General features: G+C 45.8%; 14 protein-coding genes. 7 read left to right on the top strand and 7 right to left on the bottom strand.

Going from position 1 to position 16,430, the window contains the following annotated elements; translation table 11 throughout:
* Positions 1–10 precede the first annotated feature (10 nt).
* Positions 11–1,978 carry a B12-binding domain-containing radical SAM protein gene (locus ACTRXD_RS22645; protein ID WP_442434030.1) on the bottom strand — a complete coding sequence of 656 codons (1,968 nt, stop codon included), beginning with the start codon at positions 1,976–1,978 and terminating at the stop codon, positions 11–13.
* A gap of 19 nt (positions 1,979–1,997) precedes the next feature.
* Positions 1,998–3,893, bottom strand: a complete 1,896-nt coding sequence (locus ACTRXD_RS22640; protein WP_442434029.1) for a B12-binding domain-containing radical SAM protein — start codon at positions 3,891–3,893, stop codon at positions 1,998–2,000.
* A 335-nt stretch (positions 3,894–4,228) separates the two neighbouring features.
* Between ACTRXD_RS22640 and ACTRXD_RS22635 the strand changes: the two genes are divergently transcribed.
* Positions 4,229–4,741 (top strand): hypothetical protein, encoded by a 513-nt coding sequence (locus ACTRXD_RS22635; protein ID WP_442434028.1) that lies wholly within the window; start codon positions 4,229–4,231, stop codon positions 4,739–4,741.
* 288 nt (positions 4,742–5,029) lie between these two features.
* Positions 5,030–5,248 (top strand): hypothetical protein, encoded by a 219-nt coding sequence (locus tag ACTRXD_RS22630; protein ID WP_442434027.1) that lies wholly within the window; start codon positions 5,030–5,032, stop codon positions 5,246–5,248.
* Positions 5,249–5,359: 111 nt separating this feature from the next.
* Here ACTRXD_RS22630 and metH read toward each other — a convergent pair whose 3' ends face one another.
* Positions 5,360–9,031, bottom strand: a complete 3,672-nt coding sequence (metH, locus tag ACTRXD_RS22625; protein ID WP_442434026.1) for a methionine synthase — start codon at positions 9,029–9,031, stop codon at positions 5,360–5,362.
* Between the two features lie 317 nt (positions 9,032–9,348).
* On the opposite strand from metH, the gene ACTRXD_RS22620 reads away from it, so the two are divergent.
* A complete protein-coding gene (locus tag ACTRXD_RS22620) occupies positions 9,349–9,975 on the top strand; it encodes a hypothetical protein (protein WP_442434025.1) in 627 nt (208 codons plus the stop codon).
* Between the two features lie 43 nt (positions 9,976–10,018).
* On the opposite strand, the gene ACTRXD_RS22615 is transcribed toward ACTRXD_RS22620, so the two are convergent.
* A complete protein-coding gene (locus ACTRXD_RS22615) occupies positions 10,019–10,243 on the bottom strand; it encodes a hypothetical protein (protein WP_442434024.1) in 225 nt (74 codons plus the stop codon).
* A gap of 215 nt (positions 10,244–10,458) precedes the next feature.
* On the opposite strand from ACTRXD_RS22615, the gene ACTRXD_RS22610 reads away from it, so the two are divergent.
* Positions 10,459–10,875 carry a hypothetical protein gene (locus tag ACTRXD_RS22610; protein WP_442434023.1) on the top strand — a complete coding sequence of 139 codons (417 nt, stop codon included), beginning with the start codon at positions 10,459–10,461 and terminating at the stop codon, positions 10,873–10,875.
* A 102-nt stretch (positions 10,876–10,977) separates the two neighbouring features.
* Here the strand turns inward: ACTRXD_RS22610 and ACTRXD_RS22605 are convergent, their stop codons facing one another.
* Complete coding sequence (locus tag ACTRXD_RS22605) at positions 10,978–11,262, bottom strand: hypothetical protein (RefSeq protein ID WP_442434022.1); 285 nt, start codon at positions 11,260–11,262, stop codon at positions 10,978–10,980.
* A 139-nt stretch (positions 11,263–11,401) separates the two neighbouring features.
* Here ACTRXD_RS22605 and ACTRXD_RS22600 point away from each other — a divergent pair, with 139 nt between their 5' ends.
* Positions 11,402–12,148 carry an iron-containing redox enzyme family protein gene (locus tag ACTRXD_RS22600; protein ID WP_442434021.1) on the top strand — a complete coding sequence of 249 codons (747 nt, stop codon included), beginning with the start codon at positions 11,402–11,404 and terminating at the stop codon, positions 12,146–12,148.
* A 148-nt stretch (positions 12,149–12,296) separates the two neighbouring features.
* The gene (locus ACTRXD_RS22595; RefSeq protein WP_442434020.1) at positions 12,297–13,076 is read left to right on the top strand and encodes a hypothetical protein; all 780 of its coding nucleotides are present in this window, start codon (positions 12,297–12,299) and stop codon (positions 13,074–13,076) included.
* A 718-nt stretch (positions 13,077–13,794) separates the two neighbouring features.
* Here ACTRXD_RS22595 and mutT read toward each other — a convergent pair.
* Together mutT and ACTRXD_RS22585 are read right to left on the bottom strand one after the other, a co-directional pair.
* Positions 13,795–14,205, bottom strand: coding sequence for an 8-oxo-dGTP diphosphatase MutT (gene mutT / locus ACTRXD_RS22590; RefSeq protein WP_442434019.1), 411 nt, complete (start codon positions 14,203–14,205; stop codon positions 13,795–13,797).
* 4 nt (positions 14,206–14,209) lie between these two features.
* Positions 14,210–14,926 (bottom strand): A/G-specific adenine glycosylase, encoded by a 717-nt coding sequence (locus ACTRXD_RS22585; RefSeq protein ID WP_442434018.1) that lies wholly within the window; start codon positions 14,924–14,926, stop codon positions 14,210–14,212.
* 549 nt (positions 14,927–15,475) lie between these two features.
* Between ACTRXD_RS22585 and ACTRXD_RS22580 the strand changes: the two genes are divergently transcribed.
* Positions 15,476–16,429, top strand: coding sequence for a class I SAM-dependent methyltransferase (locus ACTRXD_RS22580; protein WP_442434017.1), 954 nt, complete (start codon positions 15,476–15,478; stop codon positions 16,427–16,429).
* Position 16,430: the final 1 nt, after the last annotated feature.

Raw genomic sequence — 16,430 nt, 5'->3', positions numbered from 1 at the left:
CACAGGATGATCACGGAGCAGCATGACTAACCACACGGGACATTCCTGACTCACCTTTTGAATTTTTCTCGGAAGGCGCATTAGCCACGGGCCAGGTAATCAAACCTTGAACCCCATCAGTTCGTGGCTCATCCTGTCCGGCTTTCATCGCATAGATCTGAGGCAGGTAATTCGTACCAAATTTTGAAATATAGAGGAATACATGTTCACGGGCATTAACTCTCACAGCCCATGGCTCAAAATCCTTCTGATAAAACTCCTCTGCTAATTGCATCGCCTCTAAACAAGTAATCCCGCCTGGTTCTTTCAACGTGTAATAGTAATCGAGAGGCATATCATACTCTTCCTGCTTATGAATGGTGATACCAAACTTATCAGGATTTCGAACCATTGGTGTGTGTCGGTAGGCCACAAAATAAAACAATTCCACCGAATGAATATACCGTTTATTTTCCAGGAGAAATTCCCGTGTCTCCTCGGCTTCTTCCCGTGTTTCGCCCGGAAACCCATAGAAAGCCATCACATGATTCCAGATTCCGGCTTTGGCAGCTTCCCGTAAATTATTTTCAATCACCGCCTTTTTCGCATGCTTATCCATAAGTTCCAATACACGCTCATTTGCCGACTCCATCCCATAATACAGCGTGCAACAGCCAGCTCGAACGGCTTGTTTCCATATTTCGGGGTCCTGCAATGATTCTTCAAACCGGATCAAGGTCGTCCATTTTATCCCTACCTGCTCCTCAATCAGCAACTGCGAAACCTTTTTTAATAACGCGGGAGGATAGGATTCATCTGAAAATAAAAAGTGGTCGGCCTGGTATTTCTCCTTCAAGGCTTTGATTTCTCGGACTACATCATGCGCTGGTTTTCCACGGTATTGATCGAAATATCCCTGCCCATGATCACAAAAGGTACATCGTCCCCAGTAACACCCTCGAGTGGCCAAGTAAGGTAAAATTCGAACCGGGACAAAATAGGCATCCAAGGGTAACCCCTCAAAATCCGGAAGAGGCAAGGCCGTCGTCTTTTCAGTATATATTTCATCATTCACACGAACCTCGCCCTCTTGAGGCCACATCAAGTTAGGGACCTTGCCCCAGTCTCGTTCCCCCGCCAGCGCTTCCAACAACCAAACCAACGCATGCTCACCTTCGTACAATATGGCCGAATCAAAGACTTGTGTGAAAAATTGCTTCCGTTTTGGGAGATCATCTTTTAACCGGGTAATCACATTGCCACCCACGGTCACATGAATGTCAGGAAATTCCTCTTTAATCATTTTACAAAAGGTCATACCCGCCAGGAGTTGCATTTGGGTTCCGACGGAAACTCCTATCACTTCCGGTTGTTCCCTCTGAATAGCAGGAAGCACTAACTGACGACACACATCCCGATACACGTTAACAAGATCGTCATCCAGGCATGCCAACACTTCAGTCGAAACTCCCGAGCGATACCCCAGATTACTTTCCATGGGATAGAATACGAGGGAAGCGGGGAAATAGGCGGCAGAAATAAACTGCATAACATCGCGAAATGTTTGTAAGGCCCATTCCAGTTTTCCTGCATCATAAAATGACTCGCCTCGCACAATGGCTTTGGCCTCTATAGCTCGTTCAGCCAATTCCATCACATCTATAGCATCTTGCGACGTCAAGCACGCCAGTCGGTCTCGTTCCAAATCGGTCAATTCATTGCGGGCTTTCCGTTCGTTCAAACCTCGCCGCTGCTGATCCATTCGAAGCTTTACCCAGATTAAAAAGGTATCACTGAAAAACCAGTCGTACATTTCAATATTGACATCTTTCTGTACCACCTCGTGGCCATAGGACCGAAGTACGGCGGTCAGACTGGGTAAAGCAAGGTATGGAGCGGTAGGAACCCATTCCGGAGGAAAGAGCAACATCGTTTTAAACGTCCGTCTGGATTTATCGGTCGAACCACCTCGCTCGATTTCAATTAGGGTATCAGTCATAGGGTCAACGCTCCTGACATTAGACAGAGGCTAATTTGGTTGAGGAATCGTGCAAGTCGAGCCGAAATTGCAGCGAAGGTAACTTATTGGTCCCGAAATGGGCCACGTATAAAAACACATACTCCCGCACGAAAATTTTCAAATCCCACCCGGCATAATGATTTTGCTCAAATTCCTCGAATACCCTTTCGGCATCCTCAATACTCAATCCTTCTTTCACTGTAAAATAATAATCCAAGGCCAAATCCCATTCCGGGTTTTTATAATAGGTGATGCCAAATTTTTCAGGATTCTTCGCGACGGGAGTATGTTTGCTCAAATCAAAGGTCCCAAATCCAATCGAATGGACGTGTTCCCGATTATCTTCTAAAAATTGAATAGAAAATTTAGCCTCCTGGTACGTTTCCCCTGGGAATCCAAAAAATCCCATGACATGATTCCAAACCCCATGCTTAGAGGACAACTCCAAGCTTCGCTGGATCACCTCCGTCGTAGTCGCCTTATCCATGAGTTGAAGCACCCGCTCACTTCCGGATTCATAGCCCATATGAAGGAATTTACATCCCGATGTCTTGGCATCGGCCCAAACTTGGTCCTCAAGAAGGCTCTTTTCGAAACGGATATGTGTGGTCCAGGCAATATCTAAATTTGACTCAATCAATTTCTTGGTGAGCTTCCGAAATAAGGCAGGGGGATAGGACTCATCGGTAAAATGAAAATTTCTGGCCTGATACTTATTTTTCAAATAAGTGAGTTCTTCAATAATCTGCCAATCCCTTTTGGTCCGATACCCTGCTGTATAACCCTCACCATGATCACAAAACTCACACCGCCCCCAGTAACATCCGCGAGTGGCTAAATAGGGAAGAATCGGCTCAGGTACAAAGTATTTCTCTAATGGCAATCCGTCGAAATCTGGAGGAGGTAACTCGCCCATATTTTCCGCGTAGGATTCGGAATTCACATGAATCCCCGCTGCATCTCTGAACAGTAAATTAGGAACATGTGATAAATCCCCATCCGAGCCTATGGCTTCCACTAATCGCAACAGGGCCGTTTCACCTTCATAGACAATCGCACTATCAAATAATGCGAAGAGATTGGGGATATCTGGAAGCACTTCTCTCAGGCGGGTGACAGTATTGCCTCCGATGGTTACATGAATATCGGGAAATTGCTCCTTAATGAGTGCACAAAATGTCATAGAGGAAAACAATTGCTGGCGAAGAACAATTGAAATCCCAATGACATCAGGCTTTTCGGCCAGTATGGCCGGCTTCAGAATTTCCTCAAATACATCCCGATAAATATTGACTTGGGTATCCTCAACGGCCTCAAGCACTTCAGACGACATAAACAGTTTATAGGATAAATCGGTTTCCATTGGAGGCATGCAGATTCTTGCCGGGGCATACACCAAGGATATCGTGGCCGTCACTTCCCTGAATGTGTTCATCACCCATTCCAGCTTGTCACTCTCGTAAAACTCTTGGCTTCGAACAATTTCCTTTGCTTTTTCGGCTCTTTCAGCTAAGTCGTTGATGTAGCCTCGGGTACAATTGCAGAGAGCTAACTGAAGGTCCACTTCCTCATCCGTTAACTCACGACTCTTTCTAATTTTTTTGAGACGATCAAGTTGCTGGGGAACTTTTTTAAGAATGCGACGGAGGAAGTCCCGGCTAAAATACCAGTCGTACATTTCTAGATTGACATCTTTTTGGACTACGTCATGGCCGGCAGATCGAAGAAAGGCCGTTAAGGTCGGAAGGCTCAGATAGGGTTCTGAGGGGTACCAGTCTGGGGGAAAGACCAACAGGATTTTGGCCTTATTAATGGACTCTTTGGAATCAGCCGCTCTTGGAAATTGAATCTTAGAGGGGCGAATCAACCCACCTTTATCATAATTTATCCTCATTTTAACACCTTAGGTAAAATTATTTATTCGCATTTTCAAATCGAAACCATGAACGACCTAATTCATCCCTATTTCTTATCCTAAAATAACTCATTGATTTTTATTAGTTTTTTTCATTAGATAGATGCCCCATTCTAAGTCCTTGAAAAAACCATGGTCAAGGCCAATTGCACGGTCAAACAGTATTGAAAGAAATTAATATTTGACCGAATAATATCTTCATATTAAAATTACCCATCTGCCCTTGGAATTCCTTCCTTGTCTGGTAGCGTACTCTTCATCAACAACTCTAAAATTTCTTAGGATCCCTAAGAAATGGCTGTGAGGAAATAACCATGAGCAATACAATCATGCCTGAATGCCGCAATTGGATGTCCTACTTAATGGATTCGCTAGTCAATTCCGGGTCAATGCCCTCATGGGAAGCCCTCCAATATCTGGTGACGAACCTCCTAGGTGAGGCTCCAAATCCTCACCTCCATCAGAGCAAATCGCCTTATGAAACGACCCAACAACTCCTCCATCGTATTTATGGTCCAATCGTTGAAGCCGCCTCCCGCACAGTTGAGCTTCCTGCCCAAGCCATGATTCATATGTTTACGGATATCAGTCTCATGGGGAAATCGGCAGTCTTGGTGGTGTATTTTCCAGGACAAAACGCTCCCCATCAATTATTGCTATTGGACTCGGTCCCCGCCTGGGACTTGGTATTTGAAAATTCTTCTGCATTCGATAGTTGGGCTGAAGAACGATATCAATGGATCGTGAAAGCCCTTCAGAGCATTAGCCACCCAATTAAATCTTCAATGCTTGAATGCCCCGACAACCTCCAACCGATTTTGGTCTAGCCTAAAGCATGCTTATCAGGACATAGACGGTAGAGCGGAGTTGACAGAATTTTCTCCACTATTGGGACACTAAAGAAGCCTTGCCTAATAAAACGCTACCAGCCAGGGACAAAAATTTTCATAGATTTCATTTGAAGTAGGCTGTCCAAATGAACAAAGAAATTCTCACGTAGATGGGACATTTACAATCGGCCATTCTAGCCAGACAATTTCTTTCCTTTATCAGACTTGACAGTCCACGTGACGAGGCGCTATCCATGAAGCATTACGATACAACATGAGGTAACTATGCCAATCAATGTGTTACTCAAAAACTCCCCGCGAGGGCGCGGTCCAGAGCCAAGCCAGGCCCTCTTAAAAGAAATTCAGGAATTACCTGAAGGTGAAGAGCGGACAAAGGAAGCGGATTTGGCAGCTCAAGAAATTCAGGCCTTATGGGAATCTCAAGAAATCGGGATCAGCCGTTGGTCGGGTGAAAGTGGCCAACGATACTCTGATCCGGATTAGCACTCATAGATTTCAGACCAGCTTCATAACACTCCTCCTGTCCCTCTCCCAAAGGTTTAATAGAGGGATCCCCCCACTCTCAAAAATAGAAAGTCAAAATTCTCCATATCCTCAAGTAGGGTCATAGGACAAGTTTGGGGAAAGCCAGCGTTCCACCACCGAGACATCCATCCCTTTCCGCTTGGCATAATCTTGGATTTGATCCTGCTGCACTTTTCCAACGGAAAAGTATTTGGCTTGGGGATGCGCAAAATAGAAACCACTGACTGACGCAGCCGGATACATGGCAAAGGATTCTGTCAGCTGAATACCTACGGTTTTCTCAACATGCAATAACTCAAACAAATGCTGTTTCTCAGTATGGTCCGGACAGGCCGGATACCCCGGCGCGGGGCGAATTCCACGATACTTTTCTTGAATCAGCTCCTCGTTGGTCAATTGCTCATCTTGGCCAAATCCCCATTCCTGCCGTACTTCACGGTGGAGCCATTCCGCAAAGGCTTCGGCTAATCGATCGGCCAAAGACTTAGCCATAATAGCGTTATAGTCATCATGATCCTGTTCAAAACGCTGACAGAGGGCTTCGATCCCGAGGCCGGCCGTGACGGCAAAACCACCGATATAGTCCGCCTTTCCGCTGAACTGCGGGGCCACAAAATCAGCCAATGCATAATAAAAATCCCCTTGAGGCTTTTCTATTTGCTGGCGCAAAGTATGAAAGACTGACACACCCTCGGAACGCGTCTCATCTTTGTAGATGATAATGTCATCGCCCTGACTATTGGCTGGAAACAATCCATAGACACCTTTGGCCGCAAGCAAGTTTCGATCAATGATTTCCTGCAAGAGCTTTTGAGCATCGTCAAAGAGTTCTTTGGCTTTTGGCCCAACCACGGGGTCTTCAAAAATTTTCGGAAATTTCCCGCGCAATTGCCAGGCGTGAAAAAAGGGGGACCAGTCAATGATAGGAACAAGCGTTTCAAGTGATACATGCTCAAGAACTTTGGGACCAAGGACCCTGGGTTTGGCAATGGACGTCGCCTCCCAATCAATGTCAAACCGCCGCGTTCTCGCTTCCTCCAATGATACAAATTTTTTGGCCGTTGTCTTGGATAGATAGGCTTCCCGCGTTTTCTGTTGTTTCGCCTGCACATCCTGCACAAAAGCGGTTTTATCTTCCGGGCTCATTAACTTGCGCACGACATTAACCGCTAAAGACGCATCTAATACATGCACGACTGGGCTGGTATACCCAGGCGCAATCTTCACCGCGGTATGGGCCTTGCTTGTGGTGGCTCCGCCAATTAGCAGAGGAATGGAAAAACCTTCTCGAGCCATCTCTCGTGCATTATGAACCATTTCATCCAAGGAAGGAGTAATCAGTCCACTCAGGCCAATCAGATCCACTTTTTCCTGTCGAGCAGTTTGCAGTATTTTGTCGCAGGAAACCATCACGCCCAGATCGAGAACTTCATAGTTATTGCAGGCCAGCACGACACCGACGATGTTTTTCCCAATGTCATGCACGTCGCCCTTTACTGTCGCGAGCAGAATCTTACCCTGGCTTCGACTCTCACCTTCAACTTTTTCCGCATCCATAAACGGCAACAAATACGCCACAGCTTTTTTCATGACTCGCGCGCTTTTGACCACCTGAGGCAAAAACATTTTCCCTGCGCCAAACAACTCGCCGATCACATTCATCCCATCCATTAAAGGCCCCTCAATGACATCCAGAGGCTTAGGGTATTTCTGACGGGCTTCCTCCACATCGGCATCAATGAATTCGACAAGCCCCTTCACTAACGCATGCGAGAGACGTTCTTCTACCGTGCCCTGGCGCCACACATCATCAATCACAGCTGCTTTGCCCTGTTGTTTGACCGTCTCCGCGAAGGTAACCAATTCCTCAGTAGCTTCCGGCCGACGATTCAACAAGACATCCTCTACTAATTTGAGGAGGTCTTTGGGAATTTCTTCATACACTCCCAATTGGCCGGCATTCACAATTCCCATGTCCATCCCCGCCTTGATGGCATGGTAGAGAAAGGCGGAATGGATGGCTTCGCGCACCGTATTATTTCCCCGGAAGGAAAAGGAAATATTGCTGACTCCACCGCTGACTTTGCAGAAAGGTAACGTGGCTTTGATTTGCCTCGTGGCCTCAATGTAATTCACGGCATAGGCATTGTGTTCCTCCATGCCAGTTGCGACCGTCAAAATGTTGGGATCGAAAATAATGTCCTCAGGCGGAAAGTTCACCTTCTCCGTCAGGAGACGATAGGCCCTCGTACAGATCTCCACTTTTCGGTCAAGCGTGTCTGCTTGACCTGTTTCGTCGAATGCCATTACCACCACGGCAGCACCAAAGCGGCGAATCTCCCGAGCCTGCTCCAGGAATTGGTCCTCGCCTTCCTTGAGACTAATGGAATTGACGACACCCTTGCCTTGAATACACTTGAGTCCCGCCTCAATGACCGACCACTTTGAGCTATCAATCATAATGGGAACACGAGCAATATCCGGCTCGGATCCGATCAAATTTAAAAATTCTACCATGGCTTTTTGGGAATCCAAGAGCCCTTCATCCATATTCACATCGATGATTTGCGCTCCTCCTTCGACTTGCTGGCGCGCCACAGCCAAGGCTTCCTCAAGTTTCCCGTTGAGAATCAATTTGGCAAATTTCGGTGAACCCGTCACATTGGTCCGTTCACCAATATTGACAAAATTCCCTTCTGGTCTAATTGTTAGTGGTTCAAATCCGCTCAACCGGGTGAGACGGGGAACATGGGTTTTTTTGTGCGGGGCATAATCTTTGACCCCTCCCGCAATCGCTCGAATATGCTCGGGCGTACTCCCGCAGCATCCGCCCACAATATTGACCCACCCTTGGCTGGCAAAATCGCGAAGATCTCCCCCCATTCGCTCTGGCGTCTCATCGAACCCCCCGAAGGCATTAGGCAATCCCGCATTGGGATAACAACTGATATAGACAGGCGCCACTTTGGAAAGCTCTTCAATATAGGGGCGCATTTGTTTGGCCCCTAGCGCGCAATTAATCCCCACACTCAAAAGATTGGCATGAGAAATGGAATTCCAAAACGCCTCGATCAGTTGGCCTGATAACGTCCGGCCACTGAGATCCGTAATCGTGACTGACGCCATAATAGGGAATTGGCGGTGCACTTCTTCGCTGTACTGGGCAATAGCATAAAAAGCGGCTTTCGCATTCAACGTATCAAAAATGGTTTCGACCAGAAGAAGGTCGGCGCCACCTTCCACCAAACCCCGAACCTGATCATAATACGCTGCGGCTAAGTCATCGAAGGTGACCGCTCGAAATGCCGGATTATTCACATCAGGCGACATCGATGCAGTTCGATTGGTGGGGCCTAAGGCCCCGGCGACCCAACAAGTCCGACCTGGCCTCTCTGCCTGTACCCGATTCACCGCACGCTTGGCCAATTGTGCCCCTGCCAGATTTAAATCATAGGCCAAATCCTCCATCTGATAATCGGTTAGAGAAATGGCATTGGAATTAAAGGTATTTGTCTCGATGATATCGGCGCCAGCCTGAAGGTATTGTACATGGATATCTTCAATAATTTTTGGTTGGGTCAGGCTTAGCAGGTCATTATTGCCTTTGACATCACAGGCATGATCCACGAAACGCGTCCCGCGAAAATCCCCTTCACTCAGACTATGGGCCTGAATCATGGTACCCATGGCTCCATCCAGCACAAGGATTCGAGATTCTAAAGCCGCTTCTAATGTGCTCATTCTTACCCCCTCATCATTCAAAAATCATCCCAACTCACGGTCAACAACTCAAGGCTTATCAGCCCTTTCTCATCCCCCCATTCTTGACTTCTAGGAATTTCAAGAAATAGGATTACGAAATTCACTATCTTTTTATGACATTTTCCTTCCCACTTTGTAAAAGGCCACTTTTATGTGTGGCTTTTGCCGTATTAGTTACAATACTTTGTAGCATAGGGGGAATCTTGTGGCCTACCCCCGGTTCAGCCAAACCCTATTTTGAAGACGGCTATTTAGGTTTAACACAAGAAGAGCTACGTCAAACACTAGGAACTCCGATGGCGGTTCGATCCCGAAAAGCCGCCCTCCGCGTTTTCAGCTACTATACCTTCCCCGATTGGGAAAAATATTTCAAAAATTTGGTTTCACCAGGAAATGGCGAAGATGTTTACACCTATGCCCGGGATGGCATACAAGTTCGCTATTCCTTCTCCTATATTCCCGATTTAAATGAAGGCAAGAACATTCCGACCTTGTATGTTCAGCGATGCGAGGTGGAATTTTCCCCTGCGGTTCCCTTACAAGATATTCCTTCCCTTGTCCCTGAATTTGTTCCTCCGACAGAACCGTCAGCGCCAACCTTCCGATCCAATCTCTGGGTCCTGCTGTTTAAGGGGTCTCCTTCACCGGAAGCCGATTTCATTGTCAAAGAACAAAGGAAAGAAAAGCTTACCTGGTCGCTGGCCTACCAAATGTTTGCCATTAATGGAATTCCCAATATCCTCTCTGTCGACATTCCGATTGACCGGCTGGAAATCTCGACTCAAAGCCTTCAACTCGTCAGGACTCAGCAACGATTAACTCATGAACCCATCCTCAACCCCTTTTCACCAGAATTCCAGAAACGTCTTCCTGCTCCATCGGCACCGATCAAATCCGTTCCTCAACCCCACTATGAGGATTGATCTTCTGCCCAAGTTTTGTTTAGAGTTTGACCCTTCGTCGACCTTACTCAAATCTAAGATCCCGTTCTTCTCCTAATGATAAATAGCCCTCGCCCCATTGATTGGCGTCCTCAATATTCCAATCATTGGCATCGGTTGCGAGTTTTAGTCGAATACCCCAATTTCCCCCAAAAACAATAAAAGCTGAACCTGCACCTGAATCTTCTACCCTTTGCGCATAAGCAGGACAAAGTGGTTGATCAGGATCATCACACCACCCCGTCACCACACACCATTCCCCCTGGGAAATCCGATCATAGGATTTTATATGGGACACCCGCCGGGGAGGACCTAACTCCTTAAACCTTATGAAATATGAACCCTCAAAATTCGGGTTCTGTTCAACTTCCAGAAACATACAATTCTACCTTGACCCGCCTGGAAATCCACTGTTAGATTACTGAGTAAATTACCTTAATTATGATAACACACGAAAATCTAAAAATGTCTTCACCCTCACTATCTGCAGAGAGAAACGTTTCACGCCCGGAGACTGAACAGCTCTCCCAGCCGACAGGCCACGAATCTCAAATCACCCCATGGATCTGTCGACGCCCGGTTCGGCTCACAATATATGGTTTTTTGGTAGCTTTTGGGCTCTGGATGGTCGGATGGGGCGTTGTACCACGATTACTTGACCCAACCTTTGAACAGCACCTACAAGATAAATCTGTCATGGCTGGGATGAGTCGCGAGCAAGTGATGGATGCCTGGGGTTCCCCTTATCAAATGAATGTCAGCTATACGGAAAAAGGGATACGACGAGAAGAATGGATCTATGAAGACTGGCTTGACTCAAGCACGATTAAGCACAGATATCTCTACTTTGAAGAAGGGAAATTAATAGGAGGCTGGTATTGAGAAGCTTTTTGTTCCAACAAAAAATTGGAGTGAAACGCGACTCATCAGAAAAATTGGGCCATTCCTCACTAAACCTAAACCTTACTCAAAGTTTGGATATGCTTAAGGAGTTTCGGTAATCTGGGCTCGTCTTACCTTTCCTGTTCCTCCAGAAATAATTAAAACCCGTTTCCATTCGCGGATTTGATAAATCCCCCAGGCATTGGGTTGTCCCTGGTAAAATGCCAGAGGATCTTCGCCTTTGGCACTTAAGTAGGTGGGCTCGGTGAATCCCTCATCCATAACATATTCCATTAAATTTTCGGCTGTGACCCCTTCGCCCCGTAGAGTTACGTTCGCTAAAAATTCTAAAATGGCATCTGGATCGGCCAGGTTAATAGGTTGCATTGTTACTGACTCCTTTGATATGTGATAATGTGATATCAATACATAGGCACGTAGGATGTCTATCATAATCCCATATTTACTAAAAAGCCCACCTTTTCATTTCAAGCAAATAGACCGTAATAAGGGATAACCCCTCCGTATGAGAAAACTTTCACCAGAACAATTTCGTGACCGAATATTTGATGTGCTGCGTCGAAAACATCATTGGGCCACTCCCTTTCTTGAAGGTAGCACGATTACTAAAGAAAAATTGAATATTTTTTTTCATCAGGAATACGTCGTCTATGTTCGCGATTTCTCTGTACTCCTCGCTCAGATTCTTGGGAAAAATCCTCCATGGGAGGCACGTCGGCTGCTTGCCACTATTATCTACGAAGAGGAAACCGGAGGATTCTCCCTTGGACAGCCTCACCAAGAACTATTTCTTCACATGATGAATGGATTGGGTTTTGATAGGGCTGGATTTCGAGATGTGGAACTGTTGGCATCAAGCCGTGGATATCGAGAATGGTTAAATCAAATATGCCAGGAAGAAGAGTGGTCGGTGGGAGCGGCGGTTCTTTCAATTTTCATAAAAGGAACGGCCAACGATCCGGAAGAAGTGCTATATCCCAAGCAAGCACAAAACCAGGATGAGATTGAAGATATTGTCCGGAAACATTATCTCAGTCAGCACCAAGGCTTATCACCGGCATTTATGGATTATATTCGTGCCCAACATATGTTTTCCGCAGGATCTCGGAAAACGGTATATGACATGGTGACGCATCATACCGATGAAAGCGGTGATCAGATCAAGGTACTCTCGCTATTAGAAGAGGCATTGAACTTGTGGTCACGATATCAAGAGGGAATTGCCCGTGCCTGTGGTATTCGACAAGCCTAATCATTTACATTTGCTTCTGGCCTCCATTGCCGTCACGAAAATTCTGGCTCTTGTCTCCTGAACACCTGGCGAAGTGACTCAAGCACTGCCACATTCATTCACGCCGTCTTTAAGTCATTTCAAACCGCTAGAATTCACTAAACGATGCTTGATTATCGCTACCCTGGCAATCTTCAATTTGCAGTGCTCCTGGACTCCTGAAGTCGAAACGGTTCTCTATGAGGGGCCTGAGTGCGTTATTTCCCTCACAACATCTCATGCTCTAAAGCAGGCTCCAACGCATCCGGCATTTCTGTCTGAAACTCTTATTGCCAAGATTTTAAATGGCATGACCATCAGCCAAGAGGAAGGCATACTCCAACAATTACTGCTTTCAAATCACCACCCCGTTCCAGCATTCTCTCAATCTCAAATAATTTTTTTGGCACCACACGTATCCAGGGCATTTTCTCAGGTCACACCAGAAGAAGTTATCCATTTTAAGTGTCCACCGACTAATGCGCAGCATTTTCCGACCCAGGGAATGCTCGCCGCTTTTCCTCCATCCACTCTTCTGTTGACTTTGGAAAATTTAAAATCCTACCCTGGGGTATCTCAAAAAATGCAAAATACTCCTCGAAGTTTCCGGCCAACCTCTCTGGTCTTTACCCATCAGGAAGCTAGCATAAGGACAGAAGAGGTCCAAAACTTCATGACAATTCCCTCGACGTCCCATGGGATTATCATCAACTATCAAAATCTCGAACCTCTAAACCCAGTCAAGAAAGAGAATAAACGAACCCAGCCTCGCACACGAACGACCCCTCATAAAAATATTGAACCACCCATGACCATAGATTCACTGAACTCCCAGTTGCGAGAGCTTCAAAAAATCGTAGACCAACAGGCTGAAGAAATTCGTCGCCTTCAAGACACCTCCGGTCAATGATAAATCATGATCCTACCTCCGTAGATTGATTACCTGGAAGACCTCATTCCGGCCATATAATTATCGAAACGTCATTGGCACTGGCAAACATCGATTACATAGGTATTCCAAAAACAATATTTGGCTGTTTCATTTTTTTCCTTACCACTTTTATCCGACATGTTCGGCCTTTTCTCCACATTCAGGGCATTGTATTAGTAATGTACGTTCATTTCCCATTCCCGCATATCCCAATTACTCCAAATGGCACCATCTCGTACATGAGTTCAGTCCGAAATTTTCCAGATTGATTTCAAACAGCAGTTTACCTAAACCTGCCAAACAGTTCCTTGCTTTGTATGGGGATGAATGGCAGCCGAGCGCGAGGCGGAGAAGCCGAGGCGGAAACGACAATGAACACCGGGCGCATTGGTCACGAAGGAATCTCACGCCCCAGGAGTTGGCCGAACAGGCATCTCAAGCCGGACTGCAGAAAGGCACAGCATATCCATCATGGCGCGCTCAAGTTCCGGGAGGTTTCACGACCGTCAAACAGCCAACCACTCTAAATACGAACGGTTTGCTTATTGGGGAAGCGTAAAAATTGCCAATTGGGGAACCATGGCATCTGAGAAACCCACGGTTCTAATGATCACAAATTGACCGGGGCCTCGATCAAATTGAAAGCGTCAAATCTTAATTTTCTGTATGGATACGTCCTTGAGAAAGCAAGAGAAACTCATTCGGCCAGGTACCCAGATTGAAGGATTTTGTGTACAACAGGGATATCTGCAGGAGGAAAAGCAAAGGAATTCAATTCATGCTTGTAAACCCAGGTGATCTCAGCGCACTCTAACGCTTGAGGAATGCCCTGAATGATGGAACAGGTAAAAAAATTCAACTCCACCACTTTTTCTGGATACTGATAATGGAGAGCATGGAACGGAAGAGGCTCACTAATATCCACCCCTAACTCCTCTCTCACCTCCCTGCGCAAGCAATCTTCCAGAGTTTCTCCAACTTCCTTTTTTCCTCCTGGAAATTCCCAAAGTCCCCCTAAATGGGATTCCGGCTTTCTCCTTGCCAAAAGAATCATATCTTTCCGGCAGATAATGGCGGCAGCCACAACAATTGTCAACGACTGCTGCAAAACCCTACCTTTCGTCCAAAGAAACGGTGAGGCAAATATTCCTCATTGGACACAATAAACACGTGGGTTTTCTGGCCGTACACATCATGGCCCCAAAATCCATTAACGCCTGATTAAAATCATACCCTTTGCCTCTGGGAATCAGTGTTTCAGAGAGAACCCATAACTCAGTCTTCTGCTTCTTGGCCTCCCCTTTCCCAATAAATATCCGGTGCAAAACCCGCATCACGTTTGTGTCTAGAATTGGCGCATCTTTATTAAACGCAAATGATCTGATGGCTCCTGCGGTATAACGACCAATGCCCTTTAGAGAAAGCAGCTCTTCTGCCTTACTGGGTATATTTCCGCCATAACGCTCAATCGTCTCACAGGCAATGCCATGCAGACGGTATGGTCGAACATTGTACCCGAGGGGATACCACGTCCTGCGAATATCATCAGGGTGAGCGACCGCTAGATCCTGCAGAGTGGGATATTTCCCAAGAAATTCATGGAACTTAGGTATAACCCGATCCACCTGTGTCTGTTGCAACATGACCTCAGAAACCAGAATTTTATACGGATCACTGGTTCTCCTCCATGGAAGATCCCGCCCGAATTCTCCATACCATGTCAGGAGGCGTTTTTGAAATTGCGTTTTTTTAGATTTTGGAATGCCCTGAATAGCCTTTACATGAGGCCTGGATTTTTTTTTACTCTGATGTTTTATTATCTTCGCCATCAAGCAGAATTTTTTTAGTTTTGATCCTAGCCAAAACAGGCCAGGGCTTCACCACATTCGCAGTACATTCTCAAGGATTAAAAATTAAACCAAAACATTACTTTATCCCAACAGGCAATAAAATTTTAATCCATTACACGAGATTCCATGAAACCGTTACATAAATTTTCTAGACAGGGATCTCTAAGATCGGGTAATGTCCCGCACACTAATCAGGACCGTTTTGTTCCTTTTCATGTGTCCCCCCATTCACATGTTCCTACTATTTGAAAAACTGAGGGAATAGACGAGGTCCTATGATTTCTCAAAATCTTTCTTAGCGGCCACCCTTCAGGAATCCCCGGGTCTTTGTCCTACTATGCGGACGAATTCCGGACCAGGAACTGCTCCTCCCCTGCCCCCTCTCAGGGGAACATTAAGATATTTTTCCGTTCACATTTTTTTACCTTTTTCATTCCGTGCCTTCCAGTCCCTACCGTCTTTGATGTGTAGGGATATGTTCAATGTTCAACATTATATTTCTCCCTAACAACAAACAGGAGGTTTCTTATGCTCCCACACACTATCCCACTTTCCCAATTTTATCCAAGTGGAGCCACAGAGATTCAAAAACTTGCCCTAAGCACGGCTGAACTCATTTCTGGATTCTCAAAAAAAGGAGGACCAAACCTAACAGATTATCCTTTGCTGAATACACTCCTTCAACAGTTTTCCCGAGAAAATATACACAAGATCTTTTCCGCTGATCAATTAGGGTTGATTCGAGCGGCTTTTGGAGAAGCCCTTTCACCCGCAACCATTCAGGGTTGGGCGTACCATAAACCGTTAGGTTATGCAGGCGATTACCAAATTATTGAAAAAATCTACAATTATGACACATCCTCGAACCCTCATTTATCTAAGTGGGACGATTTTTTTCATACCCAAAAAGCACCTAAGGCAGTCAGAAACCGATTATCTTTTTTCCTGGACCAATTATGGAAAACCAAAATGGAAACTCCGTCAACCAGCCATATTCTCAACTTAGCCTCCGGTCCTGGGCGTGATATGTATGAAGCGCTCAAGGTTCTTGGGACATCCGAACTCGAGATTGATTGCGTGGATCAGGACGCACATGCCATCGATTATGCCAAGGACCTTTGCCGTGACTTTCTTTCTCATATTCAGTTTACGCACAAAAACGTGTTTCGTTTTTCCCCGACCAAAACCTACCATCTGATTTGGTCGGCGGGATTATTTGATTATTTCAATGACAATATCTTTAAGCGAACCTTAAAAAGGTTCTTTACTCTTCTCAAACCAAATGGAAAAATGGTGATTGGGAACTTCACCACTGAGAATCCGAGTCGCGGCTATATGGAACTTTTTAAATGGGATTTATTTCATCGAAGCCAAATGCACCTTCGCAGGCTTGCCCAGGAATGCGGGTTTACTGAGAATCAAATCCGTATTGAACAAGAACCGGAAGGGGTCAACCTATTTTTGGTAATCACAAAGAATTAAC

This window comes from Nitrospira sp. T9, assembly GCF_052156535.1.
Classification (GTDB): Bacteria; Nitrospirota; Nitrospiria; order Nitrospirales; family UBA8639; genus Nitrospira_E.
Note: the sequence above shows the minus strand (reverse complement) of the source record. Positions and strands in the feature narration are given on the sequence as shown.